The following is a 14,143-nucleotide window of genomic DNA, read 5'->3' on the forward strand; positions in this document are numbered from 1 at the left end:
ATTAAATTATGAAAGCCCATCTGTTATCAAATAAATCGGTAAAGCAGATAGAAATCGTCAAAGTTAAGGAAAACAGCAGTTTCCAATATACGGATGATGTTTCTGTTGAGGAACCTTTAGAAATAAGGGTGGTCTATCATTTAGCAGATAAAAAAGAATCGAGGAATATATCTGTAACAATGAGAACACCTGGTAATGATGCAGAGCTGGCTGCCGGCTTTTTATTTACGGAAGGGATTATTTTTGACTATAAACAAATTGAAAGCATATACTCTCCTCAGGCAGAATGTGCCAGGAACAGCGAAAATATTATCATTGTTGAACTTGCAGAAGGTTTTGTTCCTGACCTTATGAATGCTGACAGGAACTTTTATACTACTTCCAGCTGTGGGGTTTGTGGAAAAGGATCCATTGAATCTATAAGAACAGTGAGTTCTTTTCATAACCGTACAAAAGAAAATATAGAGGTTTCTCTGGAAACCCTGTATCAATTATCTGAAAAGCTACAGTCTTTCCAGAATAATTTTAGTGCTACAGGCGGTATACATGCCTCCGGTATCTTTGACCGGGAAGGTAACCTTCTGGCGTTGCGTGAAGATGTGGGAAGACATAATGCTTTGGATAAACTCATCGGTCATGCATTATCAGCAGGGCTCCTGCCGCTTCATGACAAAATTTTGGTGTTGAGTGGAAGAGCCAGTTTTGAGCTTATTCAGAAAGCGGCAATGGCTGGTATTTTCATTGTTGCAGCAATAGGAGCTCCTTCCAGCCTTGCGGTAGATCTGGCAAAAGAATTTGATATCACTTTATTAGGCTTTCTCCGGGACAACCGGTTTAATATTTACCATTCCGGCAGCCATTTTAAAATTGAAAATGTATTATGAAAATAAGAATTAAAGATAACTCGTTGAGATTTCGTCTTACCCAATCCGAAGTGGCAAAATTAGGAGAAGACGGAATGATCTCCAGCTTTACGGAATTTGTGGACCGTCCGTTTATTTACTCTATCGAAAGAACAGAAGATGTGGATCTCTCGGCGGCTTTCATTGAAAACAGGATTGTTCTGAAAATGCCGGCAACAATGATCACGGAATGGATTTCCACGGATAGAGTAGGTTTTGAAGGGCAGGCCGGAAAAATCAAACTCTTGATAGAAAAAGATTTTGTATGTATTGATAATACAGTGGAAGACCAAAGTGACAATTATCCCAACCCGAACATAAAATGCTAATTTTTCATCTTTTTAAATGTAGAAATCATGGAAAACAAAGATATATTCAATAAAAAAGAGGACAGCAGATTACCTTCTGCAGAACCACCTTATAAACTGCTGGATCTGAAGCTGAAACCACCAAAAGCATGGGCAGCAGGAGTTCCTGCAGTTATTCATTCATTGGATCAGTTGGTGCTGAATGCCTCTGTTCTTCGTGGAGGGAGAGCTCTTTTCAGTATGAATCAGTTTGATGGTTTCGATTGTCCGAGCTGCGCGTGGCCAGACCCGGATGACGAACGTTCCAGATTGGGCGAATATTGTGAAAACGGGGCAAAAGCCTTAGCAGAAGAAGCGACTTCAAAAAAGATCGGGGCTGACTTTTTCAAAGAAAACTCCGTATATGATTTGGCAAAGATGACAGATTTTGAAATCAGCCAGTTGGGAAGAATAGCGGAGCCTATGTATCTGCCTAAAGGAGGAACGCATTATCAGCCAATCAGCTGGGATAATGCTTTTAAGAAAATCTCTGAAAAACTAAACGCTCTTGACTCGCCCGACGAAGCCATATTTTACACATCCGGAAGAACAAGTAATGAAGCAACATGGGTTTATCAGCTGTTTGCCAGAGAATTCGGAACCAATAATTTTCCGGACTGTTCTAATATGTGCCATGAAACTTCCGGTTATGCTCTATCAAGAAGTATAGGTATTGGAAAAGGAACCGTAAAGTTGGAAGACTTCTACGACACGGATCTTATCATAATCATAGGGCAGAATCCCGGGACCAATTCACCAAGAATGCTCTCCGCCCTAACTAAAGGAAAGAAAAACGGAGCAAAAATTATGGCTGTCAATCCGCTTCCCGAAGCCGGATTAAAAGGATTCAAAAATCCTCAGGATGTTCGGGCTCTGCTCAATAAACCATATGAATTGTCAGATCTGTATCTTCCTGTTAGGATTAATGGAGATATGGCGCTTTTAAAAGCACTGCAAATTCTTGTGCTGGAAGAAGAAGCTAAAAATCCGGGAAAAGTTCTTGACCAGGATTTTATAGCGAACAAAACCGCCGGATTTAATGAATTGGTTGAGGAATTAAAAAAATATGATCTCAACTTTTTATCGGAAGAATGTGGTATTCCGGTTGAGAGCTTGAGAGAAGCTGCACAAATGATTGCCTCAAAAAAGAGGATTATCATTTGTTGGGGAATGGGAATTACACAGCAGCATAATGGTGTGGAAATGATTTACAATATTGTGAATCTCCTGTTGATGAAAGGAAGTATAGGAATTCAGGGGGGAGGTGCGTGTCCGGTTAGAGGGCATAGCAATGTTCAGGGTAACAGGACGTTACTTATTAACCATCATCCAACAAAGGAACAATTGGATAGGCTGCAGGAATATTACGGCTTTGAAGTACCAAGAAAAGGAGGATATGACGTTGTAAACGCGCTTAAAGCAATGCATGAGGGTAAAGTGAAATTCATGTTCTGTATGGGAGGTAATTTTCTTTCTGCTGCACCAGATACCACTTTTACAGCAGAAGCGATGCGCAGTCTTGAAATGTCTGTGATTGTTTCAGTAAAATTAAATAGAAACCACCTTATCCACGGGAAGGAAGCCTTGATCTTACCGGTCATCTCCAGAAGTGAAAAAGATATGATCAATGGGGAACTTCAGCATGTAAGCACAGAAAATTCAATGGGCGTTGTGGAATGGTCAAGAGGTGTTCTCGATCCTATTTCAAAACACCTGATCAATGAAACCCATGTCGCCTGCAGAATGGCGAAAGCGGTGTTAGGGGAACGCTCAGTTGTGGATTGGGATAAGTTTATTAACAGCTATGATGCCGTTCGTCACGATATTGAGCAATGTATTCCCGGATTTGAAAATTATAACAAAAGGGTAGTACAAAAAGGAGGCTTCTATCTTCCGAACGGACCAAGAGATGGTATTTTCAACAGTGAATTTTACCCGGGAAAAGCGGCTTTCAATATTACCGCTGTACCGGATAATTCGCTTGCAGATGACGAATATCTGATGGGAACAACCAGAACACATGATCAGTTCAATACGGTTGTTTATGGTTTAAATGACCGGTACCGAGGGATCTTCAATGAAAGGAGGGTTGTGATGATGAATGAAAAAGATATTGAAAAGGCAGGTCTTAAAGAAGGTGATCATGTAGATCTTTTCAATTATGATGATGGCATCGAAAGGATTGCACCGCTTTTTATTGTCGTAAAATATCCTATTCCACAAAAAAGCACCATGACCTATTTCCCGGAAACTAATGTTTTGGTGTCCATCAATAATGTAGTCAACGGAGCCAATATGCCGGCTTCCAAATATGTCCGTATTAAAATCCGGAAACATGATCCTGATATTTTTAAAAAGATTGATGACCATGTGATTGCAGCAGCCGGAACGAGTGTGGAGTAATGTTTAAAATATTTTATTGTTTAAACAGATTATAGTCATGAGAAGACTGTTTTTTGTTTTCATATTTTCTTTTTGTGGATTGCTATCGGCTCAGACGGCATTTCAATTAAAAGTTTCAGGTGAAGTTGCCCATCCTTTGGATTTAAGCTTATCCGATCTTTCAAAAATGCCCCGAAAAGATGCCGTACTGAGGGATAAAGATGGAAGCTCCCATACCTTTACAGGAGTCCCTGTCATGGAAGTTTTGGAAAGGGCAGGGATTCCGTCCGGAAAAGCACTTCATGGAGCAGAAAACCTTTCCAAATATGTACTGATAAAATGTTCGGATGGTTATCAGGTTTTATTTTCACTGGCAGAGCTGGACGCTTCCATTCAGGATAAAAATGTCATTATTGCAGATACTGTAGATGGGAAACCCTTGCCAAAGGAAAAAGGTCCCCTCAGGATTATTGCGGAAGGGGAAAAGAAGCCGGCAAGAAGTTCTTATCAGGTTAGAGAAATTTTTATTAGTTCAATAAAAAATTAATTGTAAATGGACTCATCGAAACTTAAAAATCGTTGGCTGATTGCTGCTTCTGCAGTCGGTATTCATATTTCTATAGGCTCTGTGTATGCCTATTCTGTAATGACAAATCCTGTGGGAGAGATTTTTAAAATAGATGAAGGAACCATAAAGTGGGCATTTAAAATTGCCATTCTATTACTTGGTTTATCCGCAGCGTTTATGGGAACCTGGGTAGAAAAAGTAGGGCCTAAAAAAAGTGGAACTGTCGCGGGAATTTTTTACGGAGTGGGAATCTTAGGTTCCGGGCTTGCCGTACAACTTGTATCCCTGCCCTTATTTTTGATCAGCTATGGATTCATAGGGGGTATAGGATTAGGAATTGGATACATAACACCGGTAAGCACCCTGGTAAAATGGTTTCCGGACAGACGTGGCCTGGCAACAGGAATGGCGATAATGGGATTTGGTTTTTCAGCTTTGATATTCGGTCCCCTGATGCAAATTTTATTTGAAAAAGTAGGTGTTTCTAATGCTTTTTATATTTTGGGAAGTATTTATCTGATTGTGATTCTTTTGTCTTCAAGTTACATAGAAAAACCACCGGAAGGTTATTTGCCAAAAGGGTTTAATCCTTCCGAAAGTAAGACCGCAACAAATGATATAGCCTATATAGATGCAAAAACTGCATTGAAGACAAAACGATTCTATTATATCTGGATCATGATGTTTATTAACATTACCTGTGGTATTGCAATTATTGCGGCAGCGAGTCCGATGACTCAGGAGAAACTTCATTATACCGCTTTGCAGGCAGCTGCAGTTGTGGGTTTAATTGGCGTATTCAACGGGATTGGAAGATTGCTTTGGTCTGGTTTATCAGATTACCTGGGAAGGGCTAATACCTATATTTTATTTTTTGTATTTCAGATTTTAGCTTATTATTTCTTACCTCAAATTTCCATAGAAATTTTATTTCTTGCTATTCTCTTTACCGTTATTACAATGTACGGTGGAGGTTTCGCTACACTTCCTGCATTTCTGGGAGACTTATTTGGTACAAAACAATTAGGTGCAATACATGGATTTGTGCTTACAGCCTGGGCATTAGCAGGGGTAGCCGGTCCCTCGATATATGATTATGTTAAAAAACAGACCGGATCCCTAACGACTACCTTAGAGGTTTTTTCAGGAATGTTTGTGATCGCACTTATTGTTTCGGTTCTGATGAAAATGAATATTAATCAATTGAAAAAAGAAAGACAAAAATAATGATCATAAGAAAAAAAGAACATTGGTTCAGAATGCTTTTTGTGTGGCACGGCTCTGTTTTGCCTGCATTGCTTCCCCGGTTGGGATTGCTTTTAATTCTTTCTTTATTGGTCACTTATTTTCATGGAATCATTTTCTCTTTTAAAGTTCCGTTAAATCCTGCACCACTTACCTTGTTCGGTTTCGTACTGGCTTTATTCCTGGGATTCAGGAACAATGCCAGCTATGATAGGTTCTGGGAAGGAAGAAAGCTGTGGGGCGCTCTGCTGAATACTTCCAGGGCACTGACCCGCCAGGCCATCACGCTGAAAAATATAAAGGAAGATCAGGATTCAGTTCACAATTTTGTGCAGTTGCTGGGTGCATTTGTTTTTGCACTGAAACATCAGCTGAGAGGAACGGACGCTTATGAAGATTTAAAATCCAGGCTTAACGAAGATCAGCTGAAACTTGTTGCCGCATCAAAATATAAACCGGCTGTTATTATGCGCCTTCTTGCAGAATGGGTTCAGAAGCTAAAAGACGAAGGGGGAATGGATTCTATCCAGCAGGCGCGTTTTGATGAAAACTTTGATAAGCTTTCTGATATCTTAGGAGGTTGTGAAAGAATAATTTCTACCCCTATTCCATACAGCTACAGGGTTTTACTGCACCGGACTGTATATATATACTGTTTTCTGTTGCCTTTCGGACTTGTAGATTCTCTCGGATGGTTTACCCCTCTTATTGTTGTATTTGTTGCGTATACATTTGTTGCATTTGAAGCGATAGCGGATGAAATCGAGGAGCCGTTCGGAACAGATGCGAATGATTTAGCTCTTAACAGCATGTGTATCATGATTGACGAGACCATTCATGAGATGGTGGGAGAACATATTGCTGTTTCCAGAAAGAATACCCAGAATATTATTGATTGATCCCTTTTCAAAAGACAGGTATGGAAGCTTCAGAAAAGAAATTGATTTATACAGTTGGACATTCTGTTCATTCATTAGAATACTTTATTGAAATACTTAATTCGTTTAAGATTGAGATGCTGGTTGATATCCGGCGGTTTCCGGGATCAAAAAGATATCCATGGTTTAATAGAGAAAATTTGGAAATACACCTACGCGAAAATAGTATAGGATATGCTCATCTTGAAGAATTGGGAGGAAGGAGAAAGGTACAGCCGGATTCAATAAACAGTCGGTGGCGGAATGAATCTTTCCGTGGGTACGCCGATTATATGCAAACCGGAAAATTTGTAGCGGCTATAGAAAAACTTGAAGATATTGCTAGGGAAAAAATTACGGCTTTTATGTGTTCGGAAGCGGTATGGTGGAGCTGCCACAGGGCTATGGTGTCAGATTATCTTAAAGCAAAGGGCTGGAAAGTCGAGCATATAGTGAATGTCGGCAAAACAGAAGAACATCCTTACACTTCACCGGCAAGAATAAGTGATGGCAAAGTTTTTTATTCCGACGAAAGTTTATTTGATTAGTTTTTGTTTTATCGGTGTATTTTGTGAATACCGTCTTTTAAAGAAAACACTTCCTTCTCAGGAAAAAGATTTTTAATTTTCCTCACTGCTTCTGCGCTGCGTTTTCCGGATAGGCAATAAGCTAAAATAGGCCGGGTAAGCCCGGAAATATATTCTGAATGATGTTGTAGCTCATGTACAGCTATATTGACTCCTCCAATATTAAACTCTTTATGCTCTTCTAGGGTACGGACATCTATGATTTCAAAGTGATCTTTATCCTGCATCAACTGTTCAAATGTGATGATCTCAACTGTCTGAGATAAGCTTGTAATGGGTACGGCAAGTTTTCTTAATTTAATAATTTGGGTTTTGCCGTTCAGCACATTCATCATCCAGAGTTTTCCTGCCAATAAATCTTCAGGATTTGTAAAATATTTTATAGCTTCATTTGCCTGCATGCATCCCACAATTCCTGCCAGTGTAGGAAGTACACCTCCTTCTCTGCAGTTGGGAACCTGTGATTCTTCTGCATTAGGAAAAACATCGCGGTAATTGGGTGAGTATGTACCGTCTTTCTGCATAACATTCCATATGCTTACCTGGCCTTCATATTGGTAAATAGCACCATAAACCAAAGGTTTTCCGGTTAATACACAAGCGTCGTTCAGCAAGCATTTTGTTTCAAAATTATCTGTTCCTTCAATAATCAGATCAAAATCAGAAATTAAATCCATGACATTTTCGGAAGTTACCCGAAAATTAAAAGGAGTGATTTTCACTGATGGATTTTGTTGCTGTAATTTTTTGGTGGCAATGTCAACTTTTGATTTCCCGATATCATCCGGAGTATACAAAATCTGGCGGTGCAGGTTGCTTTCAGAAACAATATCGTCATCTGCAAGACCAATCGTTCCTATACCAGAAGCAGCAAGATACTGTGCTGAAGGACATCCAAGTCCTCCCATGCCCACGATGAGAACTTTAGCATTTTTAAGGAGTTCCTGAGAAGCTGTCCCAAATCCGGGTAAAGCCATCTGGCAATGATAACGTTCAAGAGAGGTATTCATATCAGCCTTTAGTTAAATTTATTTTCTTAAAATCTCCTGTGCTTTTGCCTTGTCTTCAGGAGTATTTACATTCATTAAAGAATCCGGGTTATCTGGTTTCAGGATTAACGTATCACTGTTAATAAGAACTTTTCTTGGACAGGTATTTCCTGATCCTAAAAAATTCAGAAGCAGAGGATAGCTTTTAGGTTCCCAGATCGTAATTAATGGTTCGGGTAGTCCGTCAAAAGGGCTTTCGTAGGTTGTTGCCGCTTTTTCAGGGTTTCTGGATTGTATCAGAAATTCTAATGCATTTTTATCCAGCAAAGGAAGATCGCAGGCTACTACCAGCCATGCTTTTTCTCTCTGGGAGCGCAATGCCGAAAGTATTCCTCCAAAAGGGCCCATGTCCAGAAAAGTATCGGTAAGGGCGTTGTAATCACTATTAAAATTTTCCAGCTGGTCCTGTCTGCAGGAAATAAAGACTTCCTCACAAAATGGAGCTAAAAGATCAGCCGCATAATACCTCTGCTCTTTGCCATGCCAGTTGATTTTATCTTTAGGATTTCCCATTCGCCGGCTTTTTCCTCCTGCCAGTACCAGCCCGTTGAGTCTGGGGAAATCAGTCTCTTTTGAAATCATTTTTTCCTCCTGTTTTTTCGATGAGTTGTATTTCTTTGATCACAATATCATGGCTCATTGCCTTGCACATGTCATAGATGGTAAGTGCTGCCACAGATGCCCCTGTCAGTGCTTCCATTTCGATGCCGGTCTTAGCTTCAATCTCAGAAGTACAGTAGATTTCAATTTCATTCTGAGAATTGATTTCAATATCTATTTCACAATTATCCATACCAATAGGATGGCACAGTGGGATAAGGTCACCTGTTTTTTTTGCGGCCATTATCCCTGCAATGATGGCAGTTTGAAACACAGAACCTTTTTTAGTTTTAAAGTCATCCTTTTGAAGCGCTTCCAGAATATTTTCAGGAATTACCACAATAGCTTTGGCGGTTGCTTTCCTGTGGGTAACTTTTTTATCACCCACATTCACCATACCTGGTTGTTCCTTTTCGTTAAGATGTGAAAAATTTGTCATGAGTACAATTAAAAATTATATTTCCAGATGGTATAGACTTCGCCTTTCTTAAATTCATTTTTTTCCAGAGGAAGTTCTATAAATGCATGGGTTTCTGCAAGATGGGAAAAATCTCCGGAACCATTGGTATTCACTGATTCTGCAATTACTTGTCCCGATGTATTCACACTGAGTTTTACCTGGGCAAAATATTGCAATGGAAAAGGAAAGTCTATATCATTTTGTAAAACGGCATGCAGTACTATTTCCGGGATCTCTAAAGATTTTTCCAGCCAGGGAATAAAATAACGGTGCAGGCACATAAATACGGAAACCGGATTTCCCGGGAATGCAAAAACTAATTTTTCGTTCCGGCTTTTTCCAAACCAGAATGGTTTTCCAGGCCGTTGCTTTATTTTGTGAAAAAGTTTTTCGATTCCCAGTTCTTCACAAGCCTTGGGCAGATAATCGAATTTTCCCATAGAAACTCCGCCACTCATTAGTAAAATATCGTAACGGTCAATACATTGGGAAAGTTCCTTTTTTATGAGTTCAAAATCATCATTCCAATGCAGCCAGTCAGCACTGATCCTATATTTTTCCAAAACAGATTGTATGGTAATTCCATTGGAACGTCTCAGCTGAAATGGGGTAGGGGTTTTGTCAGGTGACACCATTTCGTCTCCTGTGGAAATAATAGCCACCTTCGGAAGCTTTTTCACCTTCAGAAATGTCTTTCCGACGGACGCGGCAATCCCGAGAATAGACGGTGTTATAACCTGATTGGCTTTTACCAGTATTTCTCCCACTTTTTTATCCCTTCCTTTCAGGTGAATATTCTGCCCTTTTTTTACATCAATATTGATGTTTGCCACATTGTTGTTGATCAGGATATCTTCATAACGAATCACGGTGTCCATAGAAGAATGCAATGCAGCACCGGTCATAATTTCGACGCAGTTATTTTCTTCATCAATAAAAACCGGAGCTTCACCCGCTGCCTGGACAGCTTTGATGGTAAAGTTGCGCACTCCTTTTTCATAGGATTTGAAACTGATCGCAACTCCATCTACCGTAGGTCTGTCAAAAGGTGGTAAATCACGATCTGCCACGATATCCTCTGCTAAAATTCTTCCCGAGGCATTTTCATAGGAAATATCTTCTGTTCCGAAATCTCTTATCTGCGAAAAGATAATTTTTTCTGCCTGCTGTACACTGATCATTTCCATAATTATCCTCCTATAGTTGCCATTGACTGATGTATTTGTGATGCGGTCAGACTCAGTTTTTGAGCTTCCCAACCGTCCTTTGGTTTTTGGTGTATACTGCTGATAATTATATTTTTCAGCTCTTCATCTGTTTTTCCCATACGGATTTCATCCTTCAGATTGATACCGCCCCCTTCATACAAACAGGTTCTCAGAATACCGGAAGGGGTGATTCTTATCCTGTTGCAGTCTCCGCAAAATGAACGGGTATAAGCTGCAATAATTCCTATACCTCCTTCAAAACCAGGAATCTTATAATTATATGATGTTGAACTTTTAGGATCAACTGTCTTTTGGATGTCAGGAAAATGATCTTTTATATAGCTATAAATTTTTGTAAAGTTCCAATTCAGGGAAACATCTGTTTCGCTGCCATTAAAAGGCATCTCTTCAATAAAGCGCACCTCTACCGGAAGACCTTTTGTAAGCAGAACCAACGGAATAATATCTTCGGTATTTTGTCCTTCCATTACCACGGTATTGATTTTTACTTTTATATCATGCTGTAGTAAACTATCTAAAGTTTTCATGACCTTATCAAAACTATTTCTCCGGGTAATTTTGAAAAAACGGTCCCTATCCATTGTATCAAGGCTTAGATTGACAGATTTTACTCCGTATTGTTTAAGCTGCGGAATATATGGCTCGGTGAGAAGGCCATTAGTGGTTATACTGAGATCAGTAAGTCCGTTTAATTGTGATATATTTTTGATGAGGTCAATAGAGTTTTTTCTGACAAATGGTTCTCCTCCCGTTATTCTGATTTTATCTACTCCCATGGCTGTAAATACCGAACAGATCTTCAGCATTTCTTCATCGGTCATTAATTCATTCTGCTTAATCCAGGTAAGACCTTTTTCCGGCATGCAATACGTACACCGGAGATTACACCGGTCTACAATAGCAAGCCTTAGATAGTTGATATTCCTTCCAAATTTATCTGTCAACATTTTAAATAAAATAAGTCTTATTACAAATATACTGAATGTTTCCCTTCGGGAAGGGAAATTCTATAATTGCAGATAATAGACCATATTTATTTCACAATTCCGGATATAGATTCTTATTCATATCTATTTTAAGTAACTTTATCCGTCATTAAAATAGAAAATGCCACACGATAATTTTAAAACATTAAAAGATCAGATTAAAGATGTGTATGTTGTGTATCAGGATACAATAAGTTCTTCCGAACTTAATCGTTTTCCCGATCATTCTTTTACAATTATACTTTTAGATGACTGTGAAAAAGGGAATTGTGTTACCGACATAGATACCTATATTTTAAATTCCCGGCAATTATTTGTTCACCTTCCCAATAGAAAATACATATGGGATCTGCCTTCAAATGCAAGTGGCAGAAGATTGATCATTAATGACTCTATTCTTGAAACATTTTCTCCGACATTAAAACATACTTTTTCCCCTCACAGTACCTATGAAATGATCCAGTCAAACGAGGAAGCTTATGAAAAGTTCAGTATGGAATTTGATGCCATCCGTAAAGAGATACATTCGGAAATGGTGTTTCCTGAACTTATTAATGCAAGGGTGAGGCTTTTGGCTCTGATGATCAATCTTTGGATAGAACAGATGTATGGAAAATCTGCATTGAGTGACCATAATAATCCTGCTTTCCGGTTCCATGAACTGGTCGAAACCTATTACAAAACACAAAAAAGTGTAGCTTTTTATGCTGAAAAGCTATGTATTACGCCCAATTATCTAGGTGTTCTATGCAGGAAACAGTATAAAATATCTCCATTGGAATTTATAAAGCAAAGAATAGTATTGGAAGCAAAGAAATTATTACATAGTTCAAATAAATCAATCAAAGAAATAGTTTTTGAGCTTGGGTTTAATAATTTCTCTCATTTTTCATATTTTTTCAGAACACAGACAGGCTGGACTCCGAAGAATTATAGAATAACAATGGATAAGAGTTAAGTTTAATAATCTATTTAATTAAATAAAACGGCATCTTTAAAGGATGCCGTTTGCTATTTTATTATCTGCGAATGGTTACTCCTCCGTCTACGGACAGGTATGAACCTGAAATATAAGACGCTTCTTTTGAGGCCAGGAAAACAATAGCATTGGCTATTTCTTCAGCTTCCCCGATTCGTTTCAGCGGAACCGCTGCTGCGATAGCATTTTTAATATCCTCAGGTGTTTGATGATTCATCGGGGTATCAGTTAATCCCGGAGCTACGGTATTGACTCTGATTTTTCTGTCTGCCAACTCTGTTGCTGCTGTACGGGCAATAGCATCAACGGCACTTTTTGTTGCAGCATAAGCTCCCATTTGTGCATATCCACTGACTGAAACTCCGGAAGAGATCAGGATTATGGAAGCTCCTTCTGCTAAATGCGGAATTAGTTTTTGTAAAGTAAAGAATAGGCCTTTTACATTGATGTTGAACAAATCATCAAAAACTTCTTCAGTCGTTTCTTCAATTGAGTGTTGTTTCGCTATACCTGCGTTCAGCACAAGTACATCAATTTTATTTCCGCTTTCCGCAACTTCTTTTGCCAACGTTTCAATGTCTGGTATTTTCGAAATATCCGACGCGAGGGTTTTTAAATTTTGGCTATTAATTTTTAGTGATGCTGCATTCAGGCTATCACTATTTCTTCCTGTTATTAAAACGTTTGCTCCTTTTGTGATAAATGTTTGGGCAGTTGCCAATCCAATTCCTGCGCTTCCACCGGTGATTATTATATTTTTATTTTTAAAATCCATTTTTTAAATTTTGAATGATTGAAAAATTAATTTTAAGTCTAGGACTTTTTTGTGTTTGAAATCGATTTCTTTAACGATGCAAAGTTATAATGAATAAATTTATTTTAGTAACTTTGTAACTAAAAGTAACAGTAACTTTTGAGTAACAAAGTAACTTATGGCGGAAATTGAATGCTCTGATAACGAGACAAACAGAAAACAAATCATGGCTGTTCACGATGCAATGGACGTATTGAATGGTAAGTGGAAAATTTCAATAATATCATCAGTTTGTTATTACAACAAACGGCGTTTTTCTGATATTTTGAATGACGTGAAGGGTATTTCCAATAAAATGCTCAGTAAAGAGCTGAAAGAACTGGAAATGAACCAGCTTGTAAAAAGAATAGTTAAGGATACTCAACCCGTGACGGTGCAATATCAGCTGACAGAATATGGTTTAACGCTGAAAAAAATTATTGATACTTTGGCTGATTGGGGAATCGAACATCGAAAAGTAATTGTTGGGAAGAAATGATAATAAAGAACCGGTAGTAAGAGCTTTTCTTTTATTTCCTGCGGAATTTCGGCGGCGGAAGCGTTATGATAATTCCTTCAGGTTGAACTTCCCCAACGGAACAAACAACGAATTAAGTAAACGCGAAAGGATTCGAACCTTTGATCGTCCCGATTAAAAACCGGGATGCTCTATCCTGTCTGATGTATTAATTGAAGTTATAGAACACAAAAAAACTCACAATACAAATTGTGAGTTTTAAAGTGAGCGCGAAAGGATTCGAACCTTTGACCGTCTGCTTAGAAGGCAGATGCTCTATCCAGCTGAGCTACGCACCCATAAAAAGTTGATTCCCGCTTAGTTTTACAAGCGCATTAAAAAAAGTCGGGGCGGCAGGATTCGAACCTGCGACCTCCTGGTCCCAAACCAGGCGCGATGACCGGACTACGCTACGCCCCGAGTATATTGTAAGAAAAAGAAAAGCGGAGGGTAAGGGATTCGAACCCTTGCGACACTTTCGCGTCGACAGTTTAGCAAACTGCTCCGTTAACCACTCCGGCAACCCTCCTTTTATCTTTATTTTTTAATGATCGTTATTCCGTTATTGCGAGTGCAAATATA

General features: G+C 38.9%; 15 protein-coding genes and 3 tRNA genes. 9 read left to right on the plus strand and 9 right to left on the minus strand.

Annotated elements, in window-relative coordinates; genetic code table 11:
- Window positions 1–8 precede the first annotated feature (8 nt).
- The 7 genes from fdhD to G9C87_RS00125 are packed head-to-tail and all read left to right on the plus strand — an operon-like array spanning window position 9 to window position 6,909.
- Window positions 9–884, plus strand: coding sequence for a formate dehydrogenase accessory sulfurtransferase FdhD (fdhD, locus tag G9C87_RS00095; protein WP_172276529.1), 876 nt, complete (start codon window positions 9–11; stop codon window positions 882–884).
- The gene (locus tag G9C87_RS00100; RefSeq protein ID WP_172276532.1) at window positions 881–1,231 is read left to right on the plus strand and encodes a DUF7009 family protein; all 351 of its coding nucleotides are present in this window, start codon (window positions 881–883) and stop codon (window positions 1,229–1,231) included. Before fdhD ends, G9C87_RS00100 begins: the two co-directional genes overlap by 4 nt.
- Before the next feature lie 27 nt (window positions 1,232–1,258).
- The gene (locus G9C87_RS00105; protein WP_172276535.1) at window positions 1,259–3,652 is read left to right on the plus strand and encodes an FdhF/YdeP family oxidoreductase; all 2,394 of its coding nucleotides are present in this window, start codon (window positions 1,259–1,261) and stop codon (window positions 3,650–3,652) included.
- 37 nt (window positions 3,653–3,689) lie between these two features.
- Window positions 3,690–4,178 carry a molybdopterin-dependent oxidoreductase gene (locus G9C87_RS00110; protein ID WP_172276538.1) on the plus strand — a complete coding sequence of 163 codons (489 nt, stop codon included), beginning with the start codon at window positions 3,690–3,692 and terminating at the stop codon, window positions 4,176–4,178.
- A gap of 6 nt (window positions 4,179–4,184) precedes the next feature.
- Window positions 4,185–5,426 carry an OFA family MFS transporter gene (locus G9C87_RS00115; RefSeq protein ID WP_172276541.1) on the plus strand — a complete coding sequence of 414 codons (1,242 nt, stop codon included), beginning with the start codon at window positions 4,185–4,187 and terminating at the stop codon, window positions 5,424–5,426.
- Entirely contained in the window at window positions 5,426–6,343 is a 918-nt protein-coding gene (locus G9C87_RS00120) for a bestrophin family protein (protein ID WP_172276544.1), read from the plus strand. The genes G9C87_RS00115 and G9C87_RS00120 overlap by 1 nt, the downstream gene beginning before the upstream one ends.
- A gap of 20 nt (window positions 6,344–6,363) precedes the next feature.
- Complete coding sequence (locus G9C87_RS00125; RefSeq protein ID WP_172276547.1) at window positions 6,364–6,909, plus strand: DUF488 family protein; 546 nt, start codon at window positions 6,364–6,366, stop codon at window positions 6,907–6,909.
- Between the two features lie 8 nt (window positions 6,910–6,917).
- Here the strand turns inward: G9C87_RS00125 and G9C87_RS00130 are convergent, their stop codons facing one another.
- Genes G9C87_RS00130 through moaA form a run of 5 tightly spaced genes read right to left on the minus strand, consistent with a single transcriptional unit; the run spans window position 6,918 to window position 11,233 of the window.
- Window positions 6,918–7,958 carry a HesA/MoeB/ThiF family protein gene (locus G9C87_RS00130; protein WP_172276550.1) on the minus strand — a complete coding sequence of 347 codons (1,041 nt, stop codon included), beginning with the start codon at window positions 7,956–7,958 and terminating at the stop codon, window positions 6,918–6,920.
- An 18-nt stretch (window positions 7,959–7,976) separates the two neighbouring features.
- Entirely contained in the window at window positions 7,977–8,579 is a 603-nt protein-coding gene (locus tag G9C87_RS00135) for an NTP transferase domain-containing protein (RefSeq protein ID WP_172276553.1), read from the minus strand.
- Window positions 8,560–9,036, minus strand: a complete 477-nt coding sequence (gene moaC, locus G9C87_RS00140) for a cyclic pyranopterin monophosphate synthase MoaC (RefSeq protein WP_172276555.1) — start codon at window positions 9,034–9,036, stop codon at window positions 8,560–8,562. The genes G9C87_RS00135 and moaC overlap by 20 nt, the downstream gene beginning before the upstream one ends.
- Window positions 9,037–9,044: 8 nt before the next feature.
- The gene (locus G9C87_RS00145) at window positions 9,045–10,244 is read right to left on the minus strand and encodes a molybdopterin molybdotransferase MoeA (RefSeq protein ID WP_172276557.1); all 1,200 of its coding nucleotides are present in this window, start codon (window positions 10,242–10,244) and stop codon (window positions 9,045–9,047) included.
- A 2-nt stretch (window positions 10,245–10,246) separates the two neighbouring features.
- Window positions 10,247–11,233 carry a GTP 3',8-cyclase MoaA gene (gene moaA, locus G9C87_RS00150; RefSeq protein ID WP_172276560.1) on the minus strand — a complete coding sequence of 329 codons (987 nt, stop codon included), beginning with the start codon at window positions 11,231–11,233 and terminating at the stop codon, window positions 10,247–10,249.
- A 160-nt stretch (window positions 11,234–11,393) separates the two neighbouring features.
- On the opposite strand from moaA, the gene G9C87_RS00155 reads away from it, so the two are divergent.
- Window positions 11,394–12,230, plus strand: coding sequence for a helix-turn-helix domain-containing protein (locus G9C87_RS00155; protein ID WP_172276562.1), 837 nt, complete (start codon window positions 11,394–11,396; stop codon window positions 12,228–12,230).
- 61 nt (window positions 12,231–12,291) lie between these two features.
- Here G9C87_RS00155 and G9C87_RS00160 read toward each other — a convergent pair whose 3' ends face one another.
- Window positions 12,292–13,026, minus strand: a complete 735-nt coding sequence (locus G9C87_RS00160) for an SDR family NAD(P)-dependent oxidoreductase (RefSeq protein ID WP_172276565.1) — start codon at window positions 13,024–13,026, stop codon at window positions 12,292–12,294.
- A 157-nt stretch (window positions 13,027–13,183) separates the two neighbouring features.
- Here G9C87_RS00160 and G9C87_RS00165 point away from each other — a divergent pair, with 157 nt between their 5' ends.
- Window positions 13,184–13,543 (plus strand): winged helix-turn-helix transcriptional regulator, encoded by a 360-nt coding sequence (locus tag G9C87_RS00165; RefSeq protein ID WP_172276567.1) that lies wholly within the window; start codon window positions 13,184–13,186, stop codon window positions 13,541–13,543.
- Between the two features lie 243 nt (window positions 13,544–13,786).
- Here the strand turns inward: G9C87_RS00165 and G9C87_RS00170 are convergent.
- From G9C87_RS00170 to G9C87_RS00180, 3 genes are all read right to left on the minus strand, one after another.
- Window positions 13,787–13,860, minus strand: a tRNA-Arg gene (locus G9C87_RS00170).
- 46 nt (window positions 13,861–13,906) lie between these two features.
- Window positions 13,907–13,981: transfer RNA gene (locus G9C87_RS00175), tRNA-Pro, on the minus strand.
- A 24-nt stretch (window positions 13,982–14,005) separates the two neighbouring features.
- Window positions 14,006–14,090 (minus strand) — tRNA-Ser (locus G9C87_RS00180).
- Between the last annotated feature and the right edge of the window lie 53 nt (window positions 14,091–14,143).

Origin of the sequence: Chryseobacterium sp. LAM-KRS1, assembly GCF_013184525.1 — a bacterium.
In the GTDB taxonomy this organism is placed as follows: domain Bacteria; phylum Bacteroidota; class Bacteroidia; order Flavobacteriales; family Weeksellaceae; genus Chryseobacterium; species Chryseobacterium proteolyticum.

What these genes read in the sequence shown, in the direction of transcription:
- fdhD (WP_172276529.1), top strand. Translation starts at nt 9, where the DNA reads ATGAAAGCCCATCTGTTATCAAATAAATCGGTAAAGCAGATAGAAATC.
- G9C87_RS00100 (WP_172276532.1), top strand. Translation starts at nt 881, where the DNA reads ATGAAAATAAGAATTAAAGATAACTCGTTGAGATTTCGTCTTACCCAA.
- G9C87_RS00105 (WP_172276535.1), top strand. Translation starts at nt 1,259, where the DNA reads ATGGAAAACAAAGATATATTCAATAAAAAAGAGGACAGCAGATTACCT.
- G9C87_RS00110 (WP_172276538.1), top strand. Translation starts at nt 3,690, where the DNA reads ATGAGAAGACTGTTTTTTGTTTTCATATTTTCTTTTTGTGGATTGCTA.
- G9C87_RS00115 (WP_172276541.1), top strand. Translation starts at nt 4,185, where the DNA reads ATGGACTCATCGAAACTTAAAAATCGTTGGCTGATTGCTGCTTCTGCA.
- G9C87_RS00120 (WP_172276544.1), top strand. Translation starts at nt 5,426, where the DNA reads ATGATCATAAGAAAAAAAGAACATTGGTTCAGAATGCTTTTTGTGTGG.
- G9C87_RS00125 (WP_172276547.1), top strand. Translation starts at nt 6,364, where the DNA reads ATGGAAGCTTCAGAAAAGAAATTGATTTATACAGTTGGACATTCTGTT.
- G9C87_RS00130 (WP_172276550.1), bottom strand. Translation starts at nt 7,958, where the DNA reads ATGAATACCTCTCTTGAACGTTATCATTGCCAGATGGCTTTACCCGGA.
- G9C87_RS00135 (WP_172276553.1), bottom strand. Translation starts at nt 8,579, where the DNA reads ATGATTTCAAAAGAGACTGATTTCCCCAGACTCAACGGGCTGGTACTG.
- moaC (WP_172276555.1), bottom strand. Translation starts at nt 9,036, where the DNA reads ATGACAAATTTTTCACATCTTAACGAAAAGGAACAACCAGGTATGGTG.
- G9C87_RS00145 (WP_172276557.1), bottom strand. Translation starts at nt 10,244, where the DNA reads ATGGAAATGATCAGTGTACAGCAGGCAGAAAAAATTATCTTTTCGCAG.
- moaA (WP_172276560.1), bottom strand. Translation starts at nt 11,233, where the DNA reads ATGTTGACAGATAAATTTGGAAGGAATATCAACTATCTAAGGCTTGCT.
- G9C87_RS00155 (WP_172276562.1), top strand. Translation starts at nt 11,394, where the DNA reads ATGCCACACGATAATTTTAAAACATTAAAAGATCAGATTAAAGATGTG.
- G9C87_RS00160 (WP_172276565.1), bottom strand. Translation starts at nt 13,026, where the DNA reads ATGGATTTTAAAAATAAAAATATAATAATCACCGGTGGAAGCGCAGGA.
- G9C87_RS00165 (WP_172276567.1), top strand. Translation starts at nt 13,184, where the DNA reads ATGGCGGAAATTGAATGCTCTGATAACGAGACAAACAGAAAACAAATC.